At 60.1% G+C, this 25,872-nt stretch carries 22 protein-coding genes; 9 read left to right on the top strand and 13 right to left on the bottom strand.

Features of this window, described 5'->3' with window-relative positions; translation table 11 throughout:
* The first annotated feature begins 16 nt into the window (after positions 1–16).
* The 3 genes from NCT03_RS22555 (at position 17) to NCT03_RS22545 (ending at position 3,484) form a co-directional block, all read left to right on the top strand.
* Complete coding sequence (locus NCT03_RS22555) at positions 17–1,102, top strand: tartrate dehydrogenase (RefSeq protein WP_244831272.1); 1,086 nt, start codon at positions 17–19, stop codon at positions 1,100–1,102.
* A 155-nt stretch (positions 1,103–1,257) separates the two neighbouring features.
* Entirely contained in the window at positions 1,258–2,577 is a 1,320-nt protein-coding gene (locus NCT03_RS22550; protein ID WP_250493986.1) for an MFS transporter, read from the top strand.
* Positions 2,578–2,644: 67 nt separating this feature from the next.
* A complete protein-coding gene (locus NCT03_RS22545; RefSeq protein WP_250493985.1) occupies positions 2,645–3,484 on the top strand; it encodes a hypothetical protein in 840 nt (279 codons plus the stop codon).
* Between the two features lie 3 nt (positions 3,485–3,487).
* Here NCT03_RS22545 and NCT03_RS22540 read toward each other — a convergent pair whose 3' ends face one another.
* From NCT03_RS22540 to NCT03_RS22510, 7 genes are all read right to left on the bottom strand, one after another.
* Positions 3,488–4,975: a M81 family metallopeptidase gene (locus NCT03_RS22540; RefSeq protein ID WP_250493984.1), complete on the bottom strand. Its 1,488-nt coding sequence runs from the start codon at positions 4,973–4,975 to the stop codon at positions 3,488–3,490.
* 2 nt (positions 4,976–4,977) lie between these two features.
* On the bottom strand, positions 4,978–6,237 hold the full coding sequence (locus NCT03_RS22535) for a Zn-dependent hydrolase (protein WP_250493983.1): 1,260 nt from the start codon (positions 6,235–6,237) through the stop codon (positions 4,978–4,980).
* A 49-nt stretch (positions 6,238–6,286) separates the two neighbouring features.
* On the bottom strand, positions 6,287–6,985 hold the full coding sequence (locus NCT03_RS22530) for an ABC transporter ATP-binding protein (RefSeq protein ID WP_502800406.1): 699 nt from the start codon (positions 6,983–6,985) through the stop codon (positions 6,287–6,289).
* Positions 6,985–7,752 carry an ABC transporter ATP-binding protein gene (locus tag NCT03_RS22525; protein WP_250467939.1) on the bottom strand — a complete coding sequence of 256 codons (768 nt, stop codon included), beginning with the start codon at positions 7,750–7,752 and terminating at the stop codon, positions 6,985–6,987. The genes NCT03_RS22530 and NCT03_RS22525 overlap by 1 nt, the downstream gene beginning before the upstream one ends.
* The gene (locus tag NCT03_RS22520; protein ID WP_250468044.1) at positions 7,749–8,747 is read right to left on the bottom strand and encodes a branched-chain amino acid ABC transporter permease; all 999 of its coding nucleotides are present in this window, start codon (positions 8,745–8,747) and stop codon (positions 7,749–7,751) included. Before NCT03_RS22520 ends, NCT03_RS22525 begins: the two co-directional genes overlap by 4 nt.
* Positions 8,748–8,770: 23 nt before the next feature.
* Positions 8,771–9,631 (bottom strand): branched-chain amino acid ABC transporter permease, encoded by an 861-nt coding sequence (locus NCT03_RS22515; RefSeq protein WP_244831266.1) that lies wholly within the window; start codon positions 9,629–9,631, stop codon positions 8,771–8,773.
* A 73-nt stretch (positions 9,632–9,704) separates the two neighbouring features.
* Complete coding sequence (locus NCT03_RS22510) at positions 9,705–10,913, bottom strand: ABC transporter substrate-binding protein (protein WP_250493982.1); 1,209 nt, start codon at positions 10,911–10,913, stop codon at positions 9,705–9,707.
* Between the two features lie 179 nt (positions 10,914–11,092).
* On the opposite strand from NCT03_RS22510, the gene NCT03_RS22505 reads away from it, so the two are divergent.
* From NCT03_RS22505 to NCT03_RS22495, 3 genes are all read left to right on the top strand, one after another.
* Positions 11,093–11,968 carry a FadR/GntR family transcriptional regulator gene (locus tag NCT03_RS22505; RefSeq protein WP_250467937.1) on the top strand — a complete coding sequence of 292 codons (876 nt, stop codon included), beginning with the start codon at positions 11,093–11,095 and terminating at the stop codon, positions 11,966–11,968.
* A gap of 157 nt (positions 11,969–12,125) precedes the next feature.
* Complete coding sequence (locus NCT03_RS22500; protein WP_244831264.1) at positions 12,126–13,703, top strand: sensor domain-containing diguanylate cyclase; 1,578 nt, start codon at positions 12,126–12,128, stop codon at positions 13,701–13,703.
* Positions 13,704–13,788: 85 nt separating this feature from the next.
* Positions 13,789–14,838, top strand: coding sequence for an FUSC family protein (locus NCT03_RS22495; RefSeq protein WP_250493981.1), 1,050 nt, complete (start codon positions 13,789–13,791; stop codon positions 14,836–14,838).
* Here the strand turns inward: NCT03_RS22495 and NCT03_RS22490 are convergent.
* The 5 genes from NCT03_RS22490 to NCT03_RS22470 form a co-directional block, all read right to left on the bottom strand.
* Positions 14,835–15,980, bottom strand: a complete 1,146-nt coding sequence (locus tag NCT03_RS22490; protein ID WP_250493980.1) for a DSD1 family PLP-dependent enzyme — start codon at positions 15,978–15,980, stop codon at positions 14,835–14,837. The two genes, NCT03_RS22495 and NCT03_RS22490, sit on opposite strands and share 4 nt — an antisense overlap.
* Positions 15,981–16,156: 176 nt before the next feature.
* Complete coding sequence (locus NCT03_RS22485; protein ID WP_250493979.1) at positions 16,157–17,446, bottom strand: MFS transporter; 1,290 nt, start codon at positions 17,444–17,446, stop codon at positions 16,157–16,159.
* Positions 17,447–17,729: 283 nt separating this feature from the next.
* The gene (locus NCT03_RS22480; RefSeq protein WP_250493978.1) at positions 17,730–20,768 is read right to left on the bottom strand and encodes an FAD-binding and (Fe-S)-binding domain-containing protein; all 3,039 of its coding nucleotides are present in this window, start codon (positions 20,766–20,768) and stop codon (positions 17,730–17,732) included.
* Between the two features lie 76 nt (positions 20,769–20,844).
* A complete protein-coding gene (locus tag NCT03_RS22475; protein WP_250493977.1) occupies positions 20,845–21,609 on the bottom strand; it encodes a 2-keto-4-pentenoate hydratase in 765 nt (254 codons plus the stop codon).
* On the bottom strand, positions 21,606–22,826 hold the full coding sequence (locus NCT03_RS22470) for a pyridoxal-phosphate-dependent aminotransferase family protein (RefSeq protein WP_244831258.1): 1,221 nt from the start codon (positions 22,824–22,826) through the stop codon (positions 21,606–21,608). The genes NCT03_RS22475 and NCT03_RS22470 overlap by 4 nt, the downstream gene beginning before the upstream one ends.
* Positions 22,827–22,989: 163 nt before the next feature.
* Between NCT03_RS22470 and NCT03_RS22465 the strand changes: the two genes are divergently transcribed.
* The 3 genes from NCT03_RS22465 to NCT03_RS22455 all read left to right on the top strand — a co-directional run bounded on the left by NCT03_RS22465 (position 22,990) and on the right by NCT03_RS22455 (position 25,256).
* A complete protein-coding gene (locus NCT03_RS22465) occupies positions 22,990–23,736 on the top strand; it encodes a GntR family transcriptional regulator (RefSeq protein WP_250493976.1) in 747 nt (248 codons plus the stop codon).
* Positions 23,737–23,855: 119 nt separating this feature from the next.
* Positions 23,856–24,224, top strand: coding sequence for a hypothetical protein (locus tag NCT03_RS22460; RefSeq protein ID WP_244831256.1), 369 nt, complete (start codon positions 23,856–23,858; stop codon positions 24,222–24,224).
* Positions 24,225–24,332: 108 nt separating this feature from the next.
* Positions 24,333–25,256 carry a DNA-3-methyladenine glycosylase family protein gene (locus NCT03_RS22455; protein ID WP_250493975.1) on the top strand — a complete coding sequence of 308 codons (924 nt, stop codon included), beginning with the start codon at positions 24,333–24,335 and terminating at the stop codon, positions 25,254–25,256.
* A gap of 220 nt (positions 25,257–25,476) precedes the next feature.
* Here NCT03_RS22455 and NCT03_RS22450 read toward each other — a convergent pair whose 3' ends face one another.
* Positions 25,477–25,860, bottom strand: coding sequence for a response regulator transcription factor (locus NCT03_RS22450; RefSeq protein WP_250493974.1), 384 nt, complete (start codon positions 25,858–25,860; stop codon positions 25,477–25,479).
* Positions 25,861–25,872: the final 12 nt, after the last annotated feature.

Raw genomic sequence — 25,872 nt, 5'->3', positions numbered from 1 at the left:
ATCGAGGAACGGAGACATGAAAACTTATCGCATCGCAACCATCCCCGGCGACGGCATCGGCAAGGAAGTCATCCCCGCTGGCCAGCAAGTGCTCGAAGCGCTTGCCAAGACGTCGCGTAATTTTGCATTCGAATTCGAGAGCTTCGACTGGGGCGCGGACTATTACCGTCAGCACGGTTCGATGATGCCCGCCGATGGCCTCGATGCCATCCGCGACAAGGACGCAATTCTCTTCGGTTCGGCAGGCGACCCCGGCGTACCCGATCACATCACGCTGTGGGGCCTGCGCCTGAAGATCTGCCAGGGCTTCGATCAATACGCCAACGTGCGCCCGACGCGCATTCTTCCCGGCATCGACGGGCCGCTCAAGCGTTGCAAGCCCGAGGACCTCAATTGGGTGATCGTGCGCGAGAATTCCGAGGGCGAATATGCGGGTGTGGGTGGCCGCGTGCATCAGGGTCATCCGATCGAGGCGGCAACCGACGTCTCCATCCTCACGCGTGCCGGTGTCGAACGCATTATGCGTTTTGCATTCAAACTCGCGCAGTCGCGTCCGCGCAAACTGCTTACGGTCATCACCAAGAGCAATGCGCAGCGCCATGCCATGGTGATGTGGGACGAAATCGCGCTGCAGATTTCAAAGGAATTCCCGGACGTGAAGTGGGACAAGGAACTGGTCGATGCCGCCACCGCGCGCATGGTCAACCGTCCCGCCACGCTCGATACGATCGTCGCGACCAATCTGCATGCCGACATCCTGAGCGACCTGGCCGCCGCGCTCGCGGGCAGCCTCGGCATTGCACCGACCGGCAACATCGACCCGGAACGCCGCTATCCGTCGATGTTCGAGCCGATCCACGGTTCCGCTTTCGACATCATGGGCAAGGGGCTCGCCAACCCGATCGGCACTTTCTGGTCGCTCGTCATGTTGCTCGAACATCTGGGCGAAACGGAAGCCGCCAAGCGTGTGATGGATGCCGTCGAAGCCGTGACAGCCGATGAATCGCTGCATACCGGCGATCTCGGCGGCAAGGCGACGACAGCGCAAGTGACGGCTGCCGTGTGCGCGTTTGTCGAACGCGTGGAAGCCGCAGCCGCCTGAATCCGCATTTTGTATGCGATGGACCCCGGCCGCGTGCCGGGGCGCTTGACCGCGATGCAACGCACATCGCGGCAACAGGACGCTCGCGCCTAACGCCTGAGTCTTTCCGCACCGTTCCTTAGAAGAGCACCGCTCGCCTCCCAAGGAGGAGACACATGCATACCCCATCCGAGTCCGGCGTGGAAGCCCGCGTCAATCGCAAGCTGGCATTGCGCATCATTCCGTTCGTGATGCTGCTTTACTTCATCAGCTTTCTTGATCGCGTCAACGTCGGTTTTGCCGCCATGACGATGAACAAGGCCATCGGCCTCTCGCCCACCGCCTTCGGACTGGGCGGTGGATTGTTTTTCATCGGCTACTTTCTGTTCGAAGTTCCGTCGAATCTAATTTTGCATAAAGTCGGCGCGCGCATCTGGATTGCACGCGTGATGGTCACGTGGGGCATCGTCTCCGTTGCATCCGCATTCGTGGCAGGTCCGACGAGCTTCTACGTCCTGCGCTTCCTGCTCGGCGTCGCGGAGGCCGGATTCTTCCCCGGCGTGATTCTTTATCTCAGCCTCTGGTTTCCGGCCAAGCAGCGCGCCGTGGCCGCCGCATGGTTCATGGCAGCCGCGCCGATCTCGACCGCCATCGGCTCGCCGTTGTCTGGCGCGATCATGCAGATGCCGCCGATCTTCGGGCTCGCAGACTGGCAGCTGCTCTACATCATCGAAGCGATTCCGGCTATCGTGCTCGGCTTCGTCGTCCTCAAATATCTGACCGACACGCCCGCCCAGGCACATTGGCTCGCGAGCGAAGAGCGCGAATGGCTCATTGCAAGGCTGAAAAGCGAAGCCGACGCGAAGCAAGCGAATGCGGGGCATACGGAAGGCGCTTTGAATGCATTACGCGATCCGCGTGTGCTAGCGCTAGCGCTCATTTATTTCGGCACGTCGGCGGGTCTTTATACGCTCGGGTTGTGGGCGCCGCTCATCATCCGTCAGTACGGTTTCAGCGCGCTGGAGACGGGGCTCATCAACGGCATTCCGAGCGTGATCGCCGTCATCGCGATGATCCTGTGGGCCCGGCATTCGGACCGCACGCAGGAACGCACGTGGCACGTGGTCATTCCATGTGCGTTGGCTTGCGTCGGCTTCTTCTTTGCAGGTCAGGCGACGACGGCGCTCTTTATCGTACTCGCGCTCATCGTGGTCAACGTGGGCATCAGCGCCGCCAAGGCTCCGCTCTGGGCCATGCCGAGCATGTTCCTTTCCGGTGCAGGCGCGGCGGCAGGCATTGCGATGATCAACTCCATCGGCAACCTGGGTGGCTTCGTGGGACCGTTCGCCATCGGCTGGCTAAAGAATTCAACCGGTAGCTATGCCGCGGGCCTGTACGTCGTGGGCGCGACGCTCGCCATGTCGGCGGTCATCACGCTGATGTTGAGCCGCAAGGCGAAGAGCGAGCGGGAGCATGCGGCGGCCGCGCGAATGTGAAGCTGCGCGGCTTTTATTTTAAGATAGCCGCTTCATCAGACTCAGCGCGTGCGCCAGAGGAAGCGAAGTGCTTTTATCGAAGAGAAAGAGTAAGACGGCTATCGGCGCGGCTGGCATGCTGCTAAGTGTATTCATTATTTTGCATGCACCTTGCGCGTGGAGTGCTTCGGCCGATGCAGGCGTTGCGAGCGGCGCGGGCATTTTGTCGGCGGACGCACTCCCTGCCGACTTCACCGGCGACGATCCTCAACACGTCAGAGACGCGCTTAGCGGCAAGCCGTCGCCCAGCCAGCCGCCTTCCATTACTAGCCGCCTGCGCGGCTTTCTGGACCGTCCGCTGCAACGCTTGCGCAAGTCCACGCAATCCGCATCCGCGACGCAGACAGCGGCGCAAGCACAGGCAAATGCGCAAGCCGATCCCACTTTTGCATTCGTTATTCCAGCGTCTTACGGCGTCCGATACCAGACGAAAAAGAAGCTGCTTAGTGTGAACGTCTCCCTTGCCGCGCCCACGCAACCGGACGCCATCCTGCTCAAGGAGACGGTGAAGGGCCAGAGCGGTCGCAAACTGGTCGTGGCGCCCGAGGCCAAGGCTAAAGGCTTCGTCCAGACTTTCGACGTGATACAGCTTGGCGTTGAAGGCCGCGCAAGAACGAACGTGCGCGGCGGTGCAATCCTGGCCGATTTCGATAAGACGCACGGCGACGGCGACTTTGCGATTCTGCTGATCTGCACGCTAGAGCCGCCATATCTCATCGACCGCGTCGAACATAACGACCCCACGGATGAAGAGCCGACCGACATCACGCGTAGGACATCCACGCTGCATGGTCGCGTCGACGCCGTCTGGCTCATCGATCGCAAGACGGGAACCATCGTCACCAAGCGGCTCAATCTCGTGAAATGACGCTCAAGCGTCGAACGTCGCGTTCGAATCCAATGGATAAACCGGCCGCTTGAAATTGCTGAACGAGAAGAGCTCATAGTCCGAGCTCGTGACGCCCCGGCTGTCGCACTCCACCAGACCACCGGCAATCGGCACGAACACCGGCCGGCAATACATGCGCGACTTGAGGATAAGAAAGCGCGCGCCGCGTGGATCGATACCGACGCTCTCGAATACACCGAGATCCCAAGGCTCATGCGTGCGTTCGGTGACAAGAATCCGCGCGGCCGGTGTCTCGATGACGGCGGCGCGGCCCATATAAGCGCGTTGGCCGGTATAAGTCGGACCGCTGATGATGTACTCGCCATTCGTCAGGGCACGCACCACGCCTGTCACCTCGAGCGGAGGCTTGCCGCGCGATGCGACGCTCGGGAGCTTGTTGCCTATGCCGACTGTGACCGTCGCGCCGATGCCAGCATCGAATAAGGTTGCCACTGCTTGCGGGTCGCATAGCGGGCCGACGACGATGCCATCGAGCCCTTGTACAAGGGCTTCTTCGAATGCGTCGGTGGTGTCGCACGTGCCGCCCGACATGCAATTGTCGCCGTGATCGAGCAGCAAGACGGGCTTGTCGGCTTCTTGCGCCAGCTTCACGCCTTCCGCGATAGATGCTGCAAGCGGTGCGCTGCGATAAACGAAGGCCTCGCGTTCATTCCAGATCTGCTGCGCGATCTGGTTCGCGACTTTTTGCGCTTTGTCGATGTCGCCATTTGTAACCACGACTACGCTAATGCAAGGCGACGCGATATCCGCGAGAGAAAAGCCCGACAGCACCGAGACTGCGAGCACTCCTTCCTCTCCCTCCGCTGCGCGTGCCGCTTCGATGGCGCGCTTCATCGCACCGCTTGCCGTCGCGCTTCTCAACGTATGCGTGAGGAGCGGCGGTTGCGCCCACGCGATGACCGGGGTCACCTTTTCATCGATGAGATTGAAAAGCAGGCGGGCCGCGTGCTCGCCGCTTTCATACATATCCACGTGCGGATAGGTCTTGAAGCTCACGATCACATTTGCATTGTCGATGATCTTCTGCGTGACGTTCGCGTGCAGATCGAGCGAGACCGCAATGGGCGCGTGCGGCACCGCCTTGCGTACACGTTCGAGCAAATCGCCTTCGCCGTCCGGCGAATTTTCCGCAACCATGGCGCCGTGCAGGTCGAGCATCACTGCGTCGCATCCTTGCGCGGCTTGGACGATAGATGCGCATATCGCGTCGTAAGCTGCTGCGGCGACCGGGCCGCTAGGATTCGCCGATGCGGAGATAGGCGTGACGATCTCCGCTTCTACGCGTTCAGCGGCGTCGATGAAAGCAGACATCGCGGTGCGCATACCCGCGTTTTCCTGATATGCGGCTTCGTTATAGCAAGGGCCGTCGTGCCCGAATGCTTCGAGCGGTGTCGCCACAGGCGAGAAAGTATTGGTCTCATGATTCATCCGGGCGATCAGAATTTTCATGCTTACGCTCCTTCTTGAGCCGGTGCATTTGCGGCACGCAGCATGACTTGAAGCAGCACGTTACAGCCTGCTTCGAGATGATCGGCCTGCGCATCCTCTATTTCATTGTGGCTGATGCCATCCTTGCACGGCACGAAGATCATGGCAGCGGGCGCGACGCGCGCAAGGTACACTGCATCGTGACCCGCGCCGCTTACCGCATCCATCGACGTATAGGCTAGTGCGTTGGCGCTGTCACGCACCGAATCGACCAGCGATGCATCGAACGGTTGCGGTGCAAAGTAGACCACTTCGTCTACCGCTACAGGCAACGACGACTTGGCGCACATGTCACGCAGGGCGGCATCCATCTCATCGAGCGTGGCGTCGTCGGCAGCGCGGAAGTCGACGGTTAGCTTCACACGGCCCGGGATGACATTGCGCGAATTCGGATGTACGTCCACCCAACCGACCGTACCGCGTCCATGCGGAGCATGCGAGATCGCAATGCGATTGACCTCGCGGATAAGATCGGCTGCCACGAGCAACGCGTCACGGCGCAGTTCCATCGGCGTAGGTCCTGCATGCGCCTCCATCCCCTCAATGGTCACGTCGTACCATCGTTGACCGAGCGCTCCCTGCACCACGCCAATTACTTTGTCATTCGCTTCGAGCACTGGCCCTTGCTCGATATGCGCTTCGAAATAAGCACCGACGCGATGCGCCGCGACGTGTTCACCCTCATAACCGATCGACGCGAGCGCATCGCGCACGGAGATGCCTTCGCGATCCTTTTGCATTAGCGCGTAATCGAGCGTGAACGCGCCAGCAAAGACGCCTGAGCCCATCATGACTGGAACGAAGCGCGACCCTTCCTCATTGGTCCAGACCGCGACTTCGAGCGGCGCGACAGTGCGTACATCGTTGTCGTTCAGGGTGCGCAGGACTTCGAGGCCGGCGAGTACGCCATAGTTGCCATCGAACTTTCCGCCTGTCGGTTGTGTGTCGATATGACTGCCGGTCATAACGGGAGGCAGGTCGTCACGCAAGCCCGCACGACGCGCGAAGATGTTGCCGATTGCATCGATGCGCACCGTACATCCAACTCCCTTCGCCCAAGCGACGAAGAGATCGCGCCCTTTCTTGTCGAGTTCGGTTAGCGCCAGGCGACACACGCCACCTTTATGCGTCGCGCCGATGCGCGCGAGTTCCATCAGGCTGTTCCAAAGTCGCGCGCCGTCGACGCGCAAGCCAGCATGCGCTGGCAGATCGAGCACTTGCATCGGAATTCCTTCGATAGTTGCAGATGAAAATTGTCAGCCTTCGATGCACTCAAACAACGCCGACACCTAGATAGCGGTCTTTGACGGAGTCGTCGGCAATGAAAACGTCGTTGCTGGCTTCGTACACGATACGGCCTTGCTCGATGATGTAATGTCGATCCGCAAGCTGAGTACAGACCTCGAGATTCTGTTCGACCAGCAGGATTGCCACGCCCGCTTCCCGAATCAGCTTGAGTTGCGTCACGATTTCTTCGACGATCACGGGGGCAAGGCCTTCGACGGGTTCATCGAGCATCAGAAGCCGCGGATGATTCATGAGCGCACGGCCGATCGCCAGCATCTGCTGCTCACCACCCGACAGTTGACCACCGCCATTCGTGCGGCGTTCCTTCAGACGAGGAAAGATGCGATAGATGTCCGTCAACTGCCAAGGCGATTGCTTACGGGCGCCAAGACGAAGATTCTCTTCCACTGAAAGCAGCTTGAAGATACCGCGATGCTCCGGAACAAAACATATCCCGTGCGCGGCAATCTTGTGCGGCTGCATTTTCGCTACTTCAATGCCTTTGAATTTCACACTGCCCTGTTGCGGGGTTACGACGCCGGCAATACTCTTTAACGTCGTCGACTTTCCCGCGCCATTGCGGCCAAGCAAAGTGACAGTCTCGCCGTCCCGAACGCTAAGCGTCACGCCTTGCAAGACGTGACTTTTCCCATAGTATCCGTGGATATTCTGTGCTTCGAGCATCAGGCACGGCCTCCGGTAATCATGTTGCCGAGATATGCGGTACGCACGCGCTCGTCGCCGCGAATATCGCCAGGCTTGCCTTCGACCAGTACCCGCCCCTGCTGCATGACCGTGATCGTGTCGGAGATATCCATCACGATATCCATGTTGTGCTCTATGAGAACGACGGTATAGTCGTCGCGCAAACTGCGGATCAGTTGCTTCATGTCGTCGAGATCGTCGATTCCCATCCCGGAAGTCGGCTCATCGAGAAAAATTGCCTTGGGACGAGCCGCGAGCGCCATGCCTACTTCAAGTCGCCGCTGCTGACCATGCGAAAGCGCGCTTGCGAACGTCGACGCGAAACGTTGCAAAGAAAGGCGTTCAAGCACGGCATCCACCGTCTCGCGATGCTCAAGCGCACCACGCGGCGGCGTCCACGCATTGAGCGCGCGCTTTGCGTCCACGCCTTGCGCCGCGAGGCGAAGATTCTCGCGCACGGTCAGATTGGCGAAGAGACTCGTTACCTGGAACGATCGCGCGATGCCACGCTTCACGCGCCGATGATCGGGCTCATGTGTGACATCGTGTCCGTCGAACACGATATTGCCTGCGGTGATGGGCACGGTGCCCGTGAGCACGTGGAATAGCGTTGTCTTGCCCGCGCCATTCGGACCGATGACCGAATGGACCGTATGGCTCGCTATACGCAAGTTCACCTCGGTCAAGGCGGCGAATTTCCCATAGCGCTTGACGACATTCCTTGCTTCGAGAAGGGCCGTGCTCATGTTGCCTCTCCCCGATTGCGCCTGACGGCGCGCCAGACGCGTTCGCCAAGGCCCCACAAGCCACGCTGCATGAAAAGACTTACAGCGATCAACACGAGCCCAAGCAGGAGCAGCCAGCGCGGCCAAAGCGTGCTCAACCAATCAGCGAACAGCACATAGAAGGCCGCACCGAGGACCGATGAAAACAGATTTCCCGTACCGCCGATCACCGTCATCACGAGAATCATCTCGCTCGTGTGATAGTCGATGTTAGACAGCGGCGCGATACCGGTCATCATGGCGTGCAGCGCGCCCGCCAAACCCGTGACCGCACCGGAGATGACAAAGGCCGCGAGCTTGAAGCGCCTGACGTCGTACCCAACCGCGGCCGCTCGGGCTTCATTGTCGCGAATAGCCAGCAATGTGCGACCGAATATCGAATGCGAGACACGCATCATCAGCCAGAATGCGAGCAAGAAAAGCACCGCCACGAACGCGTAATACTGCCAGGGTGAGGTTATCGAAAAGAGCGTCTTGCCGAAGATGGACAAAGCGGGACGGGGGATATCGAGAAGACCGTTGTCACCGCCAGTTAGATCGGGCGTCGTGTAGGCGAGAAAGTAAAACATCTGGCCGAATGCGAGCGTCAACATCACGAAATAGGCACCGCGCTGACGGATGGAAAACCATCCGACGATGGCTGCGGCAACCGCTCCGGCAAGCACCGCCCCTAATAAGGCGACGGGAGCCTGTAGACCGAATTTCGTCAGGATGAGACCCGCGCTATAGCTGCCTAGTCCAAAGAAAATGCCTTGTCCAAAAGAGAGCAACCCTGTGTGTCCCAGGAGCAGATTGCACCCCAAGGCCGCAAGCGCGTAGACAAGTACTTCGGTCGCAAGCGAACCCGAACGTATCGTCATGGGTAATATGCAAACGACCAATAAGGCAAGCAGCAAGAAGCGATAGCGATGAAGCGCTTGCCGGGGCGACGAGCTTTGCGGCGCGTCGACGTCCAGCGCGTTCGAATCCTGTTTAGAAATCAAACTGCCCTCCCGAGCAATCCATTCGGACGCAGCAATAGGACAGCGGCCATCGCGACATAGATCATGAGCCGCGCGCCTTCGGGCCATAACGTGCTCATCACGCTCTGAACAATACCGACCAACAAGCCGCCAACAAGCGCGCCAAGGAAATTACCCATGCCGCCCACCACGACAACCACGAAGGCCACGCCCAAAGCTTCGATACCCATGAATGGATCGACGCCGCGTATGGGTGCGGCAAGGACGCCTGCAAGCGCTGCCGTGCCCGCGCCGAGCGCGAACACGAGACTGAAGACCCGCGTCACATTGATACCGAGCAAGGACACCATCTCACTGGATTCACTGCCCGCGCGAACGGCGCTACCGAGCCGCGTGCCTTCGAGTACCCACCAGAGAATGGCCGCGAGCACAGCCGTGAATCCGATCACGAAAAGGCGGTATTTCGGATAGACGAAGCTGCCCCAGATCACGACGCCATTCAGCACATCCGGCACCGCTACGTTGTCGCCGAGCGGTCCCCATAGGATGATTGCGCACTCCTGCAGCACGAGTGCGAGGCCCACTGTCGCGAGAATATGAAACTCGTGCTGCTGCGCATAGACGTGCCGCAATACGATCTTTTCTACTATCCACGCAAGCACGCCTACTACAACCGGCACGACGATGAGCGCCATCCAGAAGCTCATTGACCACTGCATCGCCTGATAGCAAAAATACGCACCAAGAAGGTAGAACGCGCCGTGCGCGAAATTCACGAAGCGCAGGAGCCCGAATACGATCGACAAGCCGACCGCAAGCAGAAAATACAGCATCCCCACGCCGATGCCGTTCACGACCTGCAACAGATAAACGTTCATGGCCTTGGCTCAAAAGAGAAACGGCGCGAACGCGCTTCAGGCGCATTCGCTTCCAGCTTGTGCCTAAGCATTGTCAAGCCATCTTGCATTGCGTCTTGTCGAGCGGAAGGAACGATTGTCCTGAACTGACGATATCGGCGTAGTCGTCCTTGTCTTTCATCTTGCTCTTTGGCTTACCCTTGAGCAAATAATAATTCTTGAGCACCTGATGGTCGCCTGCGCGGATTTCCTCAGGGCCCGTCAGACCTGAATACTTCATTCCTTCCAGCGTCGCGATGACTTTCTTGGGGTCTGCCGTACCTGCCTTCACGATGCCGTCCAGCAAAATCTTGGTACAGATATACGATCCCGCAAGACTGTAGTTCGGGTTCGCCTTGAAGGCCGCATTGGCGCGCTTGACGAGATCCTGATTGAGCGGGGAATCAATTGCGTGCCAGTACTGCGCGCCGAAATACACCCCTTCGCAGATGTCCGGACCCAGCGCTTCGAACTGCTCCAGACCGGACGCCCAGGCCATGAGAATCGTGCAGTTGTTCTTCATGCCGAAGCTCACGGCTTGTCGCAACGTATCCGACGACTGTGAGCCAAAGTTCAGAATAAGCAGGACGTCCGGCTTGGCCGCGACAGCGTTGGTCAGATATCCGCTGAATTCTTTTTCGTTTAGCGAGTGATAGCTGTTGCCCACATGCTCGATGCCCTTTTCCTTGAAGATGGCTTTAGCAGCGGATAAAAGACCATCGCCAAAGACGTATTGTGGCGTGATGGTGTACCAACGCTTGGCCTTGGGGAACGTCTGAATGAGCGGTCGAACCGTCTGCTCTATTGCGCCGAAGGTCGGCACCGACCACCGAAACGTCGCGCTATTGCAGTCTTTCCCCGTGAGCTCGTCGGCGCCCGCCGTAGTGATGAAAACGCCGCCGGCCTTCTCCACTTCCTTACCCATTGCAAGCGCTTCGGACGAAAGAATGCCGCCTGCAAAATAGCGCGCGTTTTTCTGTTGGGCTATTTCCTGAACGCGACGCACCGCGGTCGCGGGCTTGCCTTCGGTATCGAGCGTGGTATATGCGAGCGGCTGACCGAGCACCTTGCCATACTGTTCGATCGCGAGCTTCATGCCGAGATCGGCGTATTTGCCGTTTGCCGCAAAGGGTCCGGACATCGGCACCGGGCAGGCAAACTGAATCGGCGAACCTTGAGCGAGCGCGCTGCGCGACATGAGCGCCTCAAACGATCCGGGAACGGCCGACAGCGCGGCCAGCTTCAACATATTTCGGCGATTCAAAATTGACGCTCCTTGAGAAGAAGACCTGCGCGGCCACCTTGCGTTTTTTTCGTGGTACGTTCATGCGTCGGTTTAGCTTCATCCTATTTATCATGATAAATAGAACGAATCCGATGCTAGGTACAATAAATTCGGGTGTCAATAAGGCAATATTCCGGGGTGTGTAAAGGAGCATCGATATGGTGATGGACCGTGCTAAGCGCGCCAGCGCGGCGGCCGGAGTCGACCCGACTCAACAGGAAGTCTCAAGGCAGCCGCTTGCCAAGCCCATCAAGCAGCCCAAGCGCGCAGACCTCGTCGCTGAGGAAATCAAACGGCTCATTACGGAAAAAGATCTCAAGCCGGGCGACAAGCTGCCGCGCGAAGTCGAGTTGCAGCAGTTGTTTTCCGTTAGCAAGAGCACGATTCGCGAAGCGCTCAAGTCTCTGGAAGTGCAAGGGCTTATCAAGGTCACGACCGGTCCTTCGGGCGGCGGCACCATCGTTGAAGTGCCGCTAGATAGAACCCTTCAGCTCTTGCAAAATTATTTGTTCTTTAAGGACGTAAGCATCGACGACATCTATACGGTGCGTCAGTTGCTCGAACCCGAACTTGCTGCAGGGGCAGTGCCGCATTTGACGGAAGAGGATTTGGCCGCGCTCGAAGAAAATATAGCGAGTTGCGACGAACCCGCTTGCGCGCACGAGAGCCGGGATATTGTCAGGCAACGTCAGGAAGACGTGAATTTCCACGACATTCTCGCTGCGGCCAATCCCAATCCGTTCTTGCGGTTTAGCTGCGAGCTGATCAACGAAATGATCCGGCAACTGATCGAATTTCGAAACGATACACCGCAAGCGGAGCACGAACGTTTCGGCCGTGCAAACGTCAAGATTCACAAGGCCATCACCGAAGCGGCACGTGCGCGCGACGCTGAAAAAGTACGCGAACTGATGGTGATACACATGACGGAAGCGCCGCGCTACGTCAAACGCATGAAGGGCAAAATTCGCGGCAGGCTCATACTCGATTCAGAGATTCGCAAGCGCGTTATTAAGCGCGGCGGTAAAGCTTAAGCGAATTTCTTCTTCCGATTACAATCCTGTTGACGAGCGCGCCGCTCTCCAAGCGCGCATTTGAACCCTGTTTTTGTGGGGTTTTCGAAAGTTTCACGCTTGCAGCGTCGTGCTAATGGCGTCGCCTGAGCGAAGCGTGTCTCACGCGGAGAGATGAATGTCCCCGAGATTCGACGTCGTGCGCAAAACGGGCCGTGTGGTCCGGCGTCGGCTAGTCCGACGCAATAGCACCGCCACGATGCGCGTGGCAGATGCCTTCTCGCGCTTTCCCTTGCTTGCCGGCCTGATCGGCACGGCTATCGCTATTTCCATGGCGGTGCTTTCCTTTGCCGCGCTTTGGCAAGGCCGTGCGCAGGCGTTGCAGAACGCACATGAGGCGTCCGCCAATGTTGTCGCGACGCTCACTGCCGATATTTCACGCAACATTGAATCCATCGATCTTTCTTTGCGCACCATCGTAAGTGGAATGGAAAATCCGGCCGTGATGGCCTTGTCCGACGACTTGCGCAAGCTCGTCCTATTCGATGGCGCAACCGCAACGAATTACATAGGCGGCGCATTCGTGATGGACGGGCAAGGACGTATCGTAGTCGAGCGCGATGCGTCCGTTCCTAACGAATTGCGCTTTAAAGACCGCGACTATTTCACGGCGCACGCAGCAAGAGCCGACGTCGGGCTCTATATTTCAAAGCCGTATCAATCGCGCTTGCGCAACGGCGCATATTCGCTCGCGCTAAGCCGCCGCATTAACGCACCGGATGGCTCGTTTGCGGGCGTGGCGGTGATCGCGCTCAATATCGACTATCTCAAGGCGTTACTCTCTCGCGTCAATGTCGGCCGAGCGGGCTCCGTTTTCATCGTGCAGCCAGACGGCCTGATGCTTGCCCGCAAGCCTCCCTTGCCCGCTGGCGCCTCCAGCACCGTGGTTCGCTCGCCTACCTTTTCGTCGATGACGGATCAACTCAACGGCTCTTATATTTCGACTTCGCCCCTGGACGGCGTGCGCCGCATCTATACCTTTGCGCATGTGCCGGGCACGCAACTCATCGCGGCGGTCGCGCCTGCGGAAGATGATGTACTCCAAGGCTGGCGCGAACGCAGCACGATGATCGGCGGCCTGACTCTCATGTTCGGCGCTGGCTTCATCGTTCTGTCGTGGCTGCTTGCAATCTCGCTGCGTTCGCGCGCCATCGCTCAGGAAAAGTTGCAAAGGCTCGCAGGGACCGATTCACTCACCGGTCTCGCTAACCGGCGTGCGTTGGATCGCCGTCTCGACGAGGAATGGCGACGTGCGCGGCGCGCGGATCAGCCGCTTTCCGCATTGTTCGTCGATGTCGACCACTTCAAGCTCTACAACGACACCTACGGTCATGCGATGGGCGACGATGCGCTCGTCGCCGTGGCCGATTGCATACAGCATTCAGTCAAGCGACCGGGCGATATCGTCGCGCGCTACGGCGGTGAGGAATTCGTGATCGTGCTGCCTTCAGCAGCGGAGGAAGGCGCGGTGACCTTTGCTGAACGTCTGCGGATGATGGTCGAAGCGCTCGAGATTCCGAACAGCGGTTCGCCGAGAGGCTTCCTTACCGTGAGCATTGGCTGCGCGACGGCCCATCCGCGCCATAGCGATGACGCGCTCAAGTTGCTGAACAACGCGGATGCGGCGCTCTACCGTGCGAAGCGCGCAGGCCGGAACCGGGCTGTCCACGAAAATAGCGCAGCGGGCGGCGGCTGACGCGCTCGAATCCTCTCTCGAGATCAATCGACCAGTCGCGCTCCATTGGCATAATGCATACAAAATATCGTCGTCCAGGGACCGCATGAACGCGTTGACCTTCATCCGTCGCGGACCTCGCGGCATGTTCAGCGTCCCCGAGGGGCGCCGGCTTGCACGTACGCTCCTGGGCTGCGCGATTAGTTACGGCGCCGCAAAACTTATCGCGCTTCCCGAAGGTTATTGGGCGCTCATCACCACGCTCGTCGTGGTCACTCAGCCCAGCCTCACGCAGGCGCTGGGAGCCGCGCGCGATCAGATCGTCGGCGCTTGCATCGGCGCGGTGGCGGGGGTAATTGGGCTCATCGCCATCGAGCATGGCGCCGCGCCGCTCGCCGTATTCGCGATCGAACTCGTGCCGCTCGCCGCGCTTGCTGCGGCGCGGCCCGCGTTGCGGCTTGCATGCATCACGCTTGTCATTGTCGTGCTGATTCCGACAGGCGGCGGGCCCTTGTTTCAGCGGCCGCTGCATCGCGTGCTGGAGATTCTCATCGGCGCGGCGTCCGCGTTCATCGTCGCGGCTATCTTGCCGAACCGCTCGCTTACGACCGCGCATCGCTGCGTGGCCGACACGCTGAGGTGTCTTGGCCAGTTAGTCGCCTTGCATCTTTCCGACGACGCAGACGACCATGAAGCCCGAGCGGCGCAGCTCGAAAAGAAGAGCGCTCAGGCGCAGCAAGCGCTCGACGATGCCCTCGAGGAAGCGGAGCGCGAGCACATCATCGTGCCCCTGCAAAGCCGCCGCGCGGATGCCATCGACAAGGCTGCGCCCTTTCTGCGGCGACTGCACAGCGACACCCTCTTTCTCGCCAAGGCAGTCTCGCGTGACCCGCAAGCGGCACGAAGCGATCATCTGCAAGAAAGCGCTGCGGCGCTGCAGACCCTCTTCGACAAGCTCGCGCAAGTGCTCGGCAACGTGCATCGGGATGACGCCGAGCTCGACCACGTGCGTGCAACGTTGGAATCGCTGAAGGACGCGTGCATGAGAAGCGAAGGCTCGCACGATGTCGCGCAGTTCGTCATCAAGCTGATCGTGTCGGATGTCGATGCGTTGATCTCGGCCATCTATCCCGCCGCGCCGTCCGCGCCGGCTTAGCGCGAAAGACCGCGGGCATCCACCGGCCACAGGTCGACGACGCGATCACCGCGATAGCACACGTATTGATCGTAGAGGTTCACGGTGGGATCGCAATGGCCGGGCGGCAGAAGCAGACGCGCGCCGATAGCACCGCTCATGTTCACAGTCGTGCCGGCTTCCAGCATGCCGTGCTCGTCGTTGGCCGAGATGTATGCCAAAGCGGGTGCATCGTCCGATGCATGCAACCAACGCACGCTGCGCGGTAAGCCAGAATCGACCGCCAGCCCCTTCAGGCCGACATCGCAGACAGCCATGCCGGGCCGCGTCGCGCTCATGATGGTCGACAAAATGAATAATGCATGCCGCCAGCGAAGTGCGCCGTCCCAATCGAGGCGCCCATAATCCCCGTCGATGAAGAGGTAGGAACCGGGCTGCACTTCGGTATAGACACCGCTGGCCGCGTCGAACTCGACTGTACCGGTGCCTCCGCCGGTCACGATGCCGCATGCGATTCCGCGCGCTTCGATGGCATGAACATAGGCTGCCGTGCGCTCGGCGGCGCGCTGCGCTTCTTCCTTGCGGGCGCTCCACTGCACAATGTGCTGAGCGCCGCCGTGGTATGCCTGAATGCCAGTGAAGCACAGCGCGGCTTGCGCATGAATCGCGTCGACGAGCGCGAGAAGGGCATCTTCATTGGTGACGCCGCACCGATGCTGGCCTGCATCGACTTCCGGCAGCACGTCGATCTCGACGCCCGCGCGTGCGGCGGCATCGCCGAGCGCTGCGACTTGCGGCAACGCGTCGACGCAAACGGAAAGCCGTACATGCGCGGCGAGTTCCACTGCCATCGCCAGTTTGTCGGCGCCCACGAATTCGTTGCTGATATGAATGCTTCGAACGCCCGCCGCCGCGAAGGGATAAGCCTCGGAGAGCTTCTGGCAGCATACGCCAACGGCACCCGCCTCGATCTGCTTGCGGGCAATGACGCTCGATTTATGCGCCTTCGCATGCGGTCGGAGCGCGACACCCTTCTGTTTCGCAAACGCCGCCATGGCGGCGAGATTGACGTCGAAAGCATCCAGGTCGAGAAGCAACGACGGCGTGGCAACGGCGTCGAGTGTATCGCCCGGACGGGCAGCGGGAGGAGGAGCGAACGTCATGCGGTGATCGGTCGGGTTGGTAGACAAAATGCATGATAGCGCCCGACGGTGCTTTGCATATTGCATGCAAGCAGTAGGCACCCGCCTTCTGCCGCTTCGAAACATGCAAACGCGAAACCCGGCCACCGTAAATGCGCACGGCACCAGGTTTCACTTACAAGGTCGGCCCGGCGCGCTCAAACGTACTTTCGCGCCGGTGTTGTGTCCGGCTTCTCCTCGTCGACTTCGAGCGCTCGGTCCGGACGCATCGTGAACGAGAGGATGATGCCCGCCGCCATCAGAATCATCGACACGGTGAACGGCAGATTCCAGTTGCCGGTGCGGTCGATCAGCCAGCCACCCACCACCGGACTGATGATCGCCGCGAGCGCCGAACCTGAATTCATAATGCCGGATGCCGTTCCCGAGTGCTTCGGCGCGATGTCCATCGGCACGGACCACATTGGACCGATCGTCATCTCATTGAAGAAGAAGCCGGCCGAGAGGCAGACCGCGGCAAGCGTGATAGAGATGTCGGACACAAGCATGATCGGCGCAAGCGAAAGAAGCGTGAGCAGCATGCAGACGCCGACCATCACGTTACGAGCCATGCGCACGTTGCCGCTCTTGCGAAGGATACGGTCCGTGAGAGAGCCGCCGAGCCAGTCGCCCAGCACGCCCGCGAAGAACACGCCTGACGCGAATAGCGCCGACTTGCCGAGTTGCATGTGATAGCTGTGCAGGAAGTATTGCGGAATCCACCCAAGGAAGAGCCAGAGCACCCATCCATAGCAAAAGTAGACGGCGGTCACGGGTGCCATGCGGCCGAGCAGAATGCGCCACGGCACCGGCGAGCGCTGTTTCACGCCGGAATAGCTCGAAAGCGTCGCACACTCCCCTTCGGTGATACGCGGATGATCGCGCGGATTATCGCGGAAGTAGAAGACCCACACGAGCGCCCAGATGAAGCTGATGATCCCCGTGATGATGAACGCGCCGCGCCAGCTGGTCGCGACCATGAGCCACACGATCAACGGCGGCGCGACTGCATTACCAATGCGTGATGCTGCATGCGTAATACCTTGTGCAAACCCGCGCTGATCGGCCGGCATCCAGTTGGACATGGCACGCGTTGCGGTGGGAAAGGTCGCGCCTTCGCCGAGGCCGAGCAGCACGCGCGCGACGATCAGCGAAAGAAAGCCGCCGGACAAGCCGGTGAGCACTGTCGCTCCCGCCCAGATGATCGCGCAGAGCGTGAGCGTGCGGCGCGGACCGAAGCGGTCGCCCACCCATCCGCCGATGATCTGAAACACGAGATACGGATAGGCGAATGCCGAAAACACGAAGCCTACCTGCGTGTGCGACAAGCCCAGTTCGGCGCCGAACTGGCTTGCCGCGGTGCTTACATTGACACGGTCGATATAGGTGATGAAATACATCGCGCATAGCAGCAACAGCACGCGTGTGGTGGCTCGACGGAACATCATCGTCTCCTTGAGTAGTGGCGAGCGTGTCCGAGGCGTGTGGCACGATGCCAGATGCCCTTGAACGTGGCCTGCAAATCTGATCTCGGTACGTCTATGAACTGCTTCGATCGATGGCGAACGGATACGCCATGAGCGTGTTATTCCGTGCGGTCATGGAACCGTCGGATGCGTGGCTTACGCGGCGTTGTCATTGCGTGTCTCCTTTCGCGGGTCGTCGATGGCCCGTTGTCATGTTGTCGATGGTTCAACTCATATGCACGTCGTTTTGCGGGCTCAGGCGACCTCATGCAAGCGCATTGGCAAGCACCCGCGCCACGTGCAACGCTTCGGTCTGTGCACCATCCGCGATCTGATGACGGCAGCTCGTGCCATCCGCGACGATCACGGCATCGCGTGCATCTCTTGCCTTGCGTACCGCCGGCAGCAGCGACAGTTCCGCCATCGCCTGCGAGGCTTCGTAATGCTCCGCTTCGTAACCGAAGCTGCCCGCCATGCCGCAGCATGACGATTCGATCGTCTTCACTTCGAGACCGGGAATCCACTTGAGCACGGTTTCGACCGGACGCACGGCATCGAATGCCTTTTGATGGCAATGGCCATGCAGCAACGCGCGACTGTGATCTAGCGGCTTGAGGTCGATATCGAGTCGTCCCGCAACGCGCTCGCGAACCAAAAATTCCTCGAAGAGAAAGGATGCCTCCGCGAGCTTGCGCGCGGCATCGCCGTAGCCGTAGCCGAGGAACTCGTCGCGCAGCGACAGAAGACACGAAGGCTCGAGGCCGACAATTGCCACGCCGCGTTCGACATATGGCAGAAGCGTATCGAGCGTGCGCCGTGCTTCAGTCTTGGCTTCGTCGACGAGCCCGGCGGAAAGAAACGTCCGTCCGCAACATAACGGCCGTTCTCCCGCTTTCGTATTGAGATGAACCGTGTAGCCCGCCGCCTCGAGCACGCGCTGTGCGGCACGCGCATTGGCCGGCTCCATGTAGTTGTTGAAGGTATCGACGAAGAGCAGGACCTCCTTAGTTGCATTTGCAACTATTGTCGTCGACGCATCCGACAGAAAGGCCTTTTCAAAACGGGGAAATGCGCGTTGAGGCGCCAGGCCGAGTTTCGTCTTTAGCCAGCGCGCCAAGACCGGCATACGCGCTTCGATAGCGCCGCTCATGAACGGCCAGCGGCTCGCATAGGGCGCATAACGCGGCAGATAAGCGACAAGACGTTCACGCACGCTCACACCGTGACGTGCGGTGCGCGCAGCACGCGCTTCGATCTTGATGCGCGCCATATCAACGCCTGTCGGACAATCGCGTTTGCAGCCCTTGCACGACACGCACAGATCGAGCACGTCCTTCACGTCCTGACTCGCAAGACCCTCTTCACCCAATTGTCCCGAGAGCGCGAGACGCAAAGTGTTGGCACGTCCACGCGTGACATGTTGCTCGTCTTTCGTAATGCGATAGCTCGGGCACATGGTTCCCGCATCGAACTTGCGGCAATGGCCATTGTTATTGCACATCTCGACTGCCTTGGCCAGTCCGTTCGAAAGATCATTGCCAGAGCCCGGCGCACCCTCCAGGCCTGTCAACGGATCACGCGTCACGTTCCAAGCCGACCAGTCGAGTTGCGGCTCGAATGCACGTTCACGATACGACGGCGGAAAGCGGAAATTCACCGTATCGTCCATTTTCGGGGGCGCCACGATTCGGTCCGGGCTCAGGCGATTGTCCGGATCGAAGAGCTGCTTGATCTCGCGAAACGCCTCGTTGATGCGCGGCCCATATTGCCACGCAACCCATTCACCACGGCATAGTCCATCGCCGTGCTCGCCCGAGAATGCGCCTTTGTATTCGCGCACCATCGCAGCGGCTTCTTCGGCGATAGCTCGCATCTTTGATCCGCCATCGCGACGCATATCGAGGATCGGACGCACATGCAACGTGCCGACGCTCGCGTGGGCATACCAAGTGCCTTCGGTGCCATGCTTTCTGAAGACATCGGTAAGACGGCTCGTGTATTGCGCCAGATATTCGAGCGGCACCGCGCAGTCTTCGATAAAGGACACGGGCTTGCCATCGCCCTTCATGCTCATCATGATGTTGAGGCCGGCCTTACGCACTTCCCACAGCGCTTTCTGCGGGCCGGCGTCGGGCATCTGCACGACCGAATCGGGCAGGCCGAGATCGCTCATCAGATCGACAAGGCTTGCAAGTTTCGTCACTTGTTCAGCGCGATCGGCGCCCGCGAACTCGACCAGCAAGACTGCTTCTGGCTCACCCACCAGCGCCTTTTCGATGACAGGGCGAAACGCCTGATTCGACATTGCTAGATCGATCATGGTGCGATCGACCAGTTCCACGGCAACAGGTCCGAGCTTGACGATGTGTTGCGTCATCTCCATTGCATCGTAGAAGCTCGGAAAGTTCACCACGCCAAGCGTCTTGTGCTCGGGCAAAGGCGCGAGCTTCAACGTAAGTTGCCGGCTAAAGGCAAGCGTGCCTTCCGATCCCACCAGCAGGTTCGCCAGATTCGGCTCGCCGTCTTCGCTGAAGGGCAACGGGCTTTGGCATTCGAACAGATCGAGGTTATAACCAGCCACGCGGCGCAGAACCTTGGGTATGCGTTCACGCATTTCATCGCGTTCGCGCAATGCAACGTCGCGCACGCCTTCTACGAGCTCACGCATGCGTGCATCGAACTTCATTGCCGAGAGCTTACCGAAGCTGCCCTCGTATCCGTCAGCAAGAATCGCGTCGATGGCGAGCACGTTATGCACCATGATGCCGTATGCCATGGAGCGCGATCCGCACGAGTTATTGCCCGCCATGCCACCGATCGTGCATTGCGCGCTCGTCGAGACATCGACAGGAAACCACAAGCCATGCGGCTTGAGCCATGCATTCAGGTGATCGAGCACGACGCCCGGCTCGACTGTCACCGTTCGAGCGTCCTTGTCGAAGTGCACGATGTTGTTGAGCCACTTGCTCGTGTCGATGACGAGCGCCTCGCCTATCGTCTGACCGCACTGACTCGTCCCGGCGCCGCGCGCGAGCACGCTTGCCTTTGCCTCGCGCGCGATCTCCAAAGCAAGCCGCAAGTCTTCCTGATCCCTCGGCACGACCACACCTTGCGGCATGATCTGATAGATCGACGCGTCGGTTGCATAGCGTCCACGCGACGCGCGATCGAACAGCACATCACCCTTCAGCTCGCGTTGCAGACGCATCTGCAAAGGGGTCGGCGCCGCTGCGCGACCGGCGCGCGCGGACGCTGGCATCAGATGGATCGGCTTGACGAGTCGGTCTGTGGGTGTATTGAGCATCGTCGCTATCGGTTAGTGCGGGAGGCCTGCTTGGGCTTTTGCATGCTGAATGCTTTATGCCGGCACACCGCATGCATCATTCGAAATGCAATTCGACGGTAGGCAGGCCGTCGATCGAGCCCACGGCGTGGCCCGCCCCATCCGGGAAGGCAAGTCCGGTGTAAGAGCCCGCCGTGATCACCGTGCCCGCGGCGAACGCGACGCCATGCGAGACCGCGTGATTGACCGTCCACGCAAGCAGACGACGCGGATCGCCCGCCGGGTTCGCCGGTGGGCCTTCGAAGAGCGGCTTGCCGTCGAATTCGAAGCTCATCGTCGGGGCGACGAACGGGAACGCTTCGTCGTAAGGCACGCCCGCGCCGACGAGCAGCGCGCCGTGATTTTGCAGATCCGCGAGTTGCCACGGCTTCTCGACGTCTGGCCACGCGGCGAAGCGACTCGCCACCACTTCGATCGCCGCATGCACGGAATCGATCGCGCCGATGATGTCGGTATCGCTATACGGTCCGCTGCCTGCCTCGAATGCGCGATTGAATACAAAAGCCACTTCGAGTTCGAGCCCTGCTCGTCCGAAAGCCGACATCGATAGCCGCGCGCCCGAGGCATGCACGCCATCGGCCGGGAGCAACGCAGCCTGGATCGGACCATCTGGCGTCTTCGCGCCGACCTTCCACCCGCCGACGCTCGCGCCGAGTGCATGCAAAGTCGCCTTTTGCGCGGCGTAGGCTTCTTCCGCGTTCGATGGCCGCGCGTCTTCCGGCAATGCTTCGAGTTTCGCGCGATGCGCACGCGCTTCCACGAAGAGCCGCGCGAGCGCGTCGGCGTCGAAGGCCGCGCTCATGCCGCCGCCTTGAGTTCGGGTTTCGCGACGTGGCTCGTCAGATAGTCCATCGCCGCGGCCACGCCGCTCCCTTCGAGTTTGATGCCCGCGAGCTTCAGTCCCATCTCGCAGCCGGTGAGCGCGGCCATCAACGTGAGATCGTTGCAATCGCCCAGATGCCCGATGCGGAACATGCGGCCCTTCACCTTGCCGAGACCCGTGCCCAGCGACATATCGAAGTGCTCGTAGATGAGCTTGCGTACCGCATCCGCATCGACACCTTCGGGCGTCATCACACCGGTCAGCACCGGCGAATACACGGACGAATCCGCGCACTGGATTTCGAGCCCCCACGCGGTGACTGCCGCACGGCAGGCGGCCGCGAGCCGCTGATGGCGCGCGAACACGTTGTCGAGCCCTTCGCCGAGAATCATGTCGAGCGCTTCGGACAGGCCGTACAGCAGGTTGGTGTTCGGCGTGTAGGGCCAGTAGCCCTGTTTGTTCATTTCGATGATCTCTTTCCAGTCCCAGAAAGCACGCGGCAGCTTCGCCTCTTTCGATGCCTCGATCGCCTTCTGCGACACCGCGTTGAAGCTGATTCCCGGCGGCAGCATCAAGCCCTTCTGCGAGCCGGACACGGTCACGTCCACGCCCCATTCGTCATGACGATAGTCGGCGGATGCGAGACCGGAGATCGTGTCGACCATCAGAAGCGCCGGGTGGCCAGCCGCGTCGATGGCGCGCCGCACCGCCGCGATGTCCGAGGTCACGCCCGTGGACGTCTCGTTGTGAACGACGCATACCGCCTTGATCGTGCGCTGCTTGTCTTCGGCAAGGCGCGCTTCGATCATGTCGGCCTGCACGCCGCGGCGCCAGCCCTCGATGCCGGGCAAGCCCAGAAACTCCGGCTTCAGTCCAAGGTTGACCGCCATCTTTTGCCATAGGGTCGCGAAGTGGCCGGTTTCGTACATGAGGACCGTGTCGCCGGGGCTGAGCGTATTGGCGAGCGCCGCTTCCCATGCACCGGTGCCGGAAGCCGGATAAATCACCACCGGCTGGCTCGTCTTAAAGATTTTCTTGATGCCATCGAGCACCTTCAGGCCGAGTGCACCGAACTCCGGCCCGCGATGGTCGATGGTCGGATAACTCATCGCACGCAAAATGCGATCGGGCACCGGGCTGGGTCCCGGAATCTGCAGGAAGTGACGGCCAGCGGGGTGGTAATCGAGTTTCAGCATGGATGCGCATCCTCTTAAATTGAATTTTGCATGCAAAATACTGTAGCGCAGCGATGCGGCCGCGGAAAGGTTTAAATAGGCCAAATGGCCTAGGGATAACCCGCTGGAGGTTTTTTCCGGCAAGCTAGGGTTAAAATTGCCGCAAACGAATTCGAGGTATTGAATGCAAAATCGCGACTTACCCGACGCCAGTCTTTCGCCGCTCCTCCAGAAGGTCGAGCGCATGCGTTTGCACGACACGGTGGTGGATCACTTGCGTGAATTCATCGTGGAAGGCCTGCTTGCGCCGGGCGTGAAGCTAAACGAGCGCAAGCTTTGCGAGACACTCGGCATTTCGCGCACGCCCTTGCGTGAAGCGCTGAAGGTGCTGGCCGCGGAAGGGTTGATCGAGATAGCGCCGAACAGGGGTGCATCGGTCTCGCAGATGAGCGAACTCGAAATCCGCGAGATGTTCGAACTGATGAGCGGACTGGAGGCGTTCTCCGGCGAACTGGCTTGCGAGCGAATCACGCCGCAGGAGATCGCGGACATCAAGGCGCTTCACGCGGTCATGCTGGAATGCCGCGCGCGCAATGATTTGTCGGGCTATTACAGCCGGAATCAGGCTATTCACGACAAGATCAATGAAGCCGCGCGCAACACGGCGCTACGGCAAACCTACGTGTCGATCAACCGGCGCTTGCAGGCCATGCGCTTTCGATCGAACTTCCAGACGCCCAAGTGGGATAGCGCGATACGAGAGCATGAAGAGATGATCGAAGCGCTGGAAACGCGCGATGGCAGGCGCATGTCGACCATTCTTCGTCATCACCTGCTCGGCAAACGCGATGCCGTTCTCGCCGAACGCACGCTGACCACGGTGAAGGCGCCGGTTGCCAGGAAGCGGACGCACACCGGCGACGCTGGCTGAAAACGCCATACTCAAGCGCATCGAACGCTGCGTTCCCCCGCGCACAGTTCGATCGGCCGAATCCTCGCAAGCTTCGCTACGATTCGCGCCAATGGCCGAAGAGCCTGACATCGGGGGACATGTTGAACACAATAAGAGGTACATGCCTGGCGCTTGGGGCGGCGCTCGTCGTTGGCGGCTTCACGCTCTATTACGACGATCAGGACGTGAGCGTCGCGCAAGCCGATACGGACCGCGCAACGGTCGATTGCCTCACGCAGCAGCTCACGCATGATGAGAAGGTCAGCATTGCCCGCCTGACCGTCGATCACGATAACGCGAACATGCGTCGCGTCTACACCGATGTTCTGTCGCGCTGCGTACTACGCGCCGATCAGTGGGACCGGCGCTCGCAACTCGTCGCGAGCGCGCGTCAAACTCTCGCCTACGATACCGAGTTCCGGCGCATGCTCAGCGAAAGCACGATGCGCATTGCACAGCGACCCTGACATCGCCTTCTCGAAGCACGACGTTGGTCGAACGACATAGGCCGCCAGGCGATGGAGTAACATCGGCATCCATTGCGCGGCAATCGCATGCATCATTCGGCATTCAGAATGCAATCCACATCTCACGGCGATTCGACGACGATCGAGTTGCCCTTCAAGCGGCCCTTCGACTGGACTCGCCTGCTCGCCTTCATAGGCGGCCGGGCGGCGGCGGGCGTCGAGTCGGTGGAAGGCGGCGTTTATCGACGCGCGATCGAATGGCATGGCGATGAAGGCACCGTCGAAGTCAGGCCGCATGAGCGCAAACATCGCCTTGTCGTGACCGTCGACGGCGATGCGCAGCGGCATGCCGATGAACTTGCCGAGCCGCTCGCTCGTATGTTTGATCTGCATGCCGATCCCCGCCGGATTGCAAGCGTGTTGTCGCGCGACCCGTTGTTGGCGCCGCTAGTCGATGCCTCGCCGGGGCTACGCGTGCCGGGCGCATGGTCCGGGTTCGAGTTGGTGGTCAGAACCATCGTGGGCCAGCAAGTGAGCGTGAAAGGCGCTTCGACGATCATGGGACGAATCGTGCAGCGCGCGGGACGAATGATCGATGGGCATTCGCATGAGGCCACTGCCTGGCGGTTCCCGACGCCCGCCGAGCTCGCCGCCGCGGACCTGGATAAGATCGGCATGCCCACGAAACGTGTCGAAGCCGTGCAGCGGTTTGCGAATGCGGTGTCAACAGGCGCGTTGCCGCTCGACGAACCGGACGCTGATGCCGATGCGTTGAAGCGCGATCTGCTGGCGCTGCCGGGTATCGGTCCGTGGACAGTCGGTTATGTCGCGATGCGCGCCCTACGCGATCCAGACGCATGGCCCGATGCCGATCTCGTGTTGATGCAGGCCATCGCGCGGCGCAATCCGGCCCTGCTCAAGCCCGCGCAGCAACGGGCGCATATTGAGCGTTGGCGGCCTTGGCGCGCTTATGCCGCAGTACATCTGTGGAATGGAGTGGCGATGGAGACTGGGGCAGCGCGAGGCGGGTAGATCGAATACCAGACGAATGTATGCGGTCGACTGCATGCAATGCCACCGGCCAAACGAAGCTCCAGGGAACCTGAATTTCGCCAAGCCACCAGACGCCATCAGGTTTGAACAAGATCGCATTCGGTCGATTGAATACCACGCAAAGGCATACGGTCGACTGCATGCAAAAGTCGCGTGCGAGCCAGATTTCAAGAAACTGATCCGCCTTCGACCGAAAGGCTTAAGCCCCTGCCGCACCCCTTCTTCCCGCAGCAATCGCAAGCTCGATCGAAACCAGCAACCCCTCTTCATCGAAAGGCTTGCGCAGAAAACCCACCGCGCCACGCTGCATGGCTCGCTGAACCGTATCGTCGTCACCGTGCGCGGACATGAACACCACCGGAATGTCCCGATGCTCGGCGTTCAATCGACGTTGCACATCGAGCCCCTGCATCCCTCGCATTTTGATATCGAGCAGAACGCACATGGCATCGTCGACGGCCGACGATGCAAGGAACTCCTCGCCCGACGAGAACATCGCGGTCGCGTAGCCAACGGCCTTGAGCAAATTGCCGACGCCGCGTCTTACCGAGGCGTCGTCATCGACGATGCAGACAAAGCTCATGTATGCCAATGC

The organism is Caballeronia sp. GAWG1-1 (assembly GCF_023631465.1).
Lineage (GTDB): Bacteria > Pseudomonadota > Gammaproteobacteria > Burkholderiales > Burkholderiaceae > Caballeronia.
The sequence above is the reverse complement of the archived record's forward strand: the minus strand, read 5'-3'. Positions and strand labels throughout refer to the sequence as shown.

Bases quoted from the DNA above. Each gene is read 5' to 3' on its own strand.
- NCT03_RS22555 (WP_244831272.1), top strand. From the start codon at position 17: ATGAAAACTTATCGCATCGCAACCATCCCCGGCGACGGCATCGGCAAG.
- NCT03_RS22550 (WP_250493986.1), top strand. From the start codon at position 1,258: ATGCATACCCCATCCGAGTCCGGCGTGGAAGCCCGCGTCAATCGCAAG.
- NCT03_RS22540 (WP_250493984.1), bottom strand. From the start codon at position 4,975: ATGAAAATTCTGATCGCCCGGATGAATCATGAGACCAATACTTTCTCG.
- NCT03_RS22535 (WP_250493983.1), bottom strand. From the start codon at position 6,237: ATGCAAGTGCTCGATCTGCCAGCGCATGCTGGCTTGCGCGTCGACGGC.
- NCT03_RS22530 (WP_502800406.1), bottom strand. From the start codon at position 6,985: ATGCTCGAAGCACAGAATATCCACGGATACTATGGGAAAAGTCACGTC.
- NCT03_RS22525 (WP_250467939.1), bottom strand. From the start codon at position 7,752: ATGAGCACGGCCCTTCTCGAAGCAAGGAATGTCGTCAAGCGCTATGGG.
- NCT03_RS22515 (WP_244831266.1), bottom strand. From the start codon at position 9,631: ATGAACGTTTATCTGTTGCAGGTCGTGAACGGCATCGGCGTGGGGATG.
- NCT03_RS22505 (WP_250467937.1), top strand. From the start codon at position 11,093: ATGGTGATGGACCGTGCTAAGCGCGCCAGCGCGGCGGCCGGAGTCGAC.
- NCT03_RS22500 (WP_244831264.1), top strand. From the start codon at position 12,126: ATGTCCCCGAGATTCGACGTCGTGCGCAAAACGGGCCGTGTGGTCCGG.
- NCT03_RS22495 (WP_250493981.1), top strand. From the start codon at position 13,789: ATGAACGCGTTGACCTTCATCCGTCGCGGACCTCGCGGCATGTTCAGC.
- NCT03_RS22490 (WP_250493980.1), bottom strand. From the start codon at position 15,980: ATGACGTTCGCTCCTCCTCCCGCTGCCCGTCCGGGCGATACACTCGAC.
- NCT03_RS22485 (WP_250493979.1), bottom strand. From the start codon at position 17,446: ATGATGTTCCGTCGAGCCACCACACGCGTGCTGTTGCTGCTATGCGCG.
- NCT03_RS22480 (WP_250493978.1), bottom strand. From the start codon at position 20,768: ATGCTCAATACACCCACAGACCGACTCGTCAAGCCGATCCATCTGATG.
- NCT03_RS22475 (WP_250493977.1), bottom strand. From the start codon at position 21,609: ATGAGCGCGGCCTTCGACGCCGACGCGCTCGCGCGGCTCTTCGTGGAA.
- NCT03_RS22470 (WP_244831258.1), bottom strand. From the start codon at position 22,826: ATGCTGAAACTCGATTACCACCCCGCTGGCCGTCACTTCCTGCAGATT.
- NCT03_RS22465 (WP_250493976.1), top strand. From the start codon at position 22,990: ATGCAAAATCGCGACTTACCCGACGCCAGTCTTTCGCCGCTCCTCCAG.
- NCT03_RS22460 (WP_244831256.1), top strand. From the start codon at position 23,856: ATGTTGAACACAATAAGAGGTACATGCCTGGCGCTTGGGGCGGCGCTC.
- NCT03_RS22455 (WP_250493975.1), top strand. From the start codon at position 24,333: ATGCAATCCACATCTCACGGCGATTCGACGACGATCGAGTTGCCCTTC.
- NCT03_RS22450 (WP_250493974.1), bottom strand. From the start codon at position 25,860: ATGAGCTTTGTCTGCATCGTCGATGACGACGCCTCGGTAAGACGCGGC.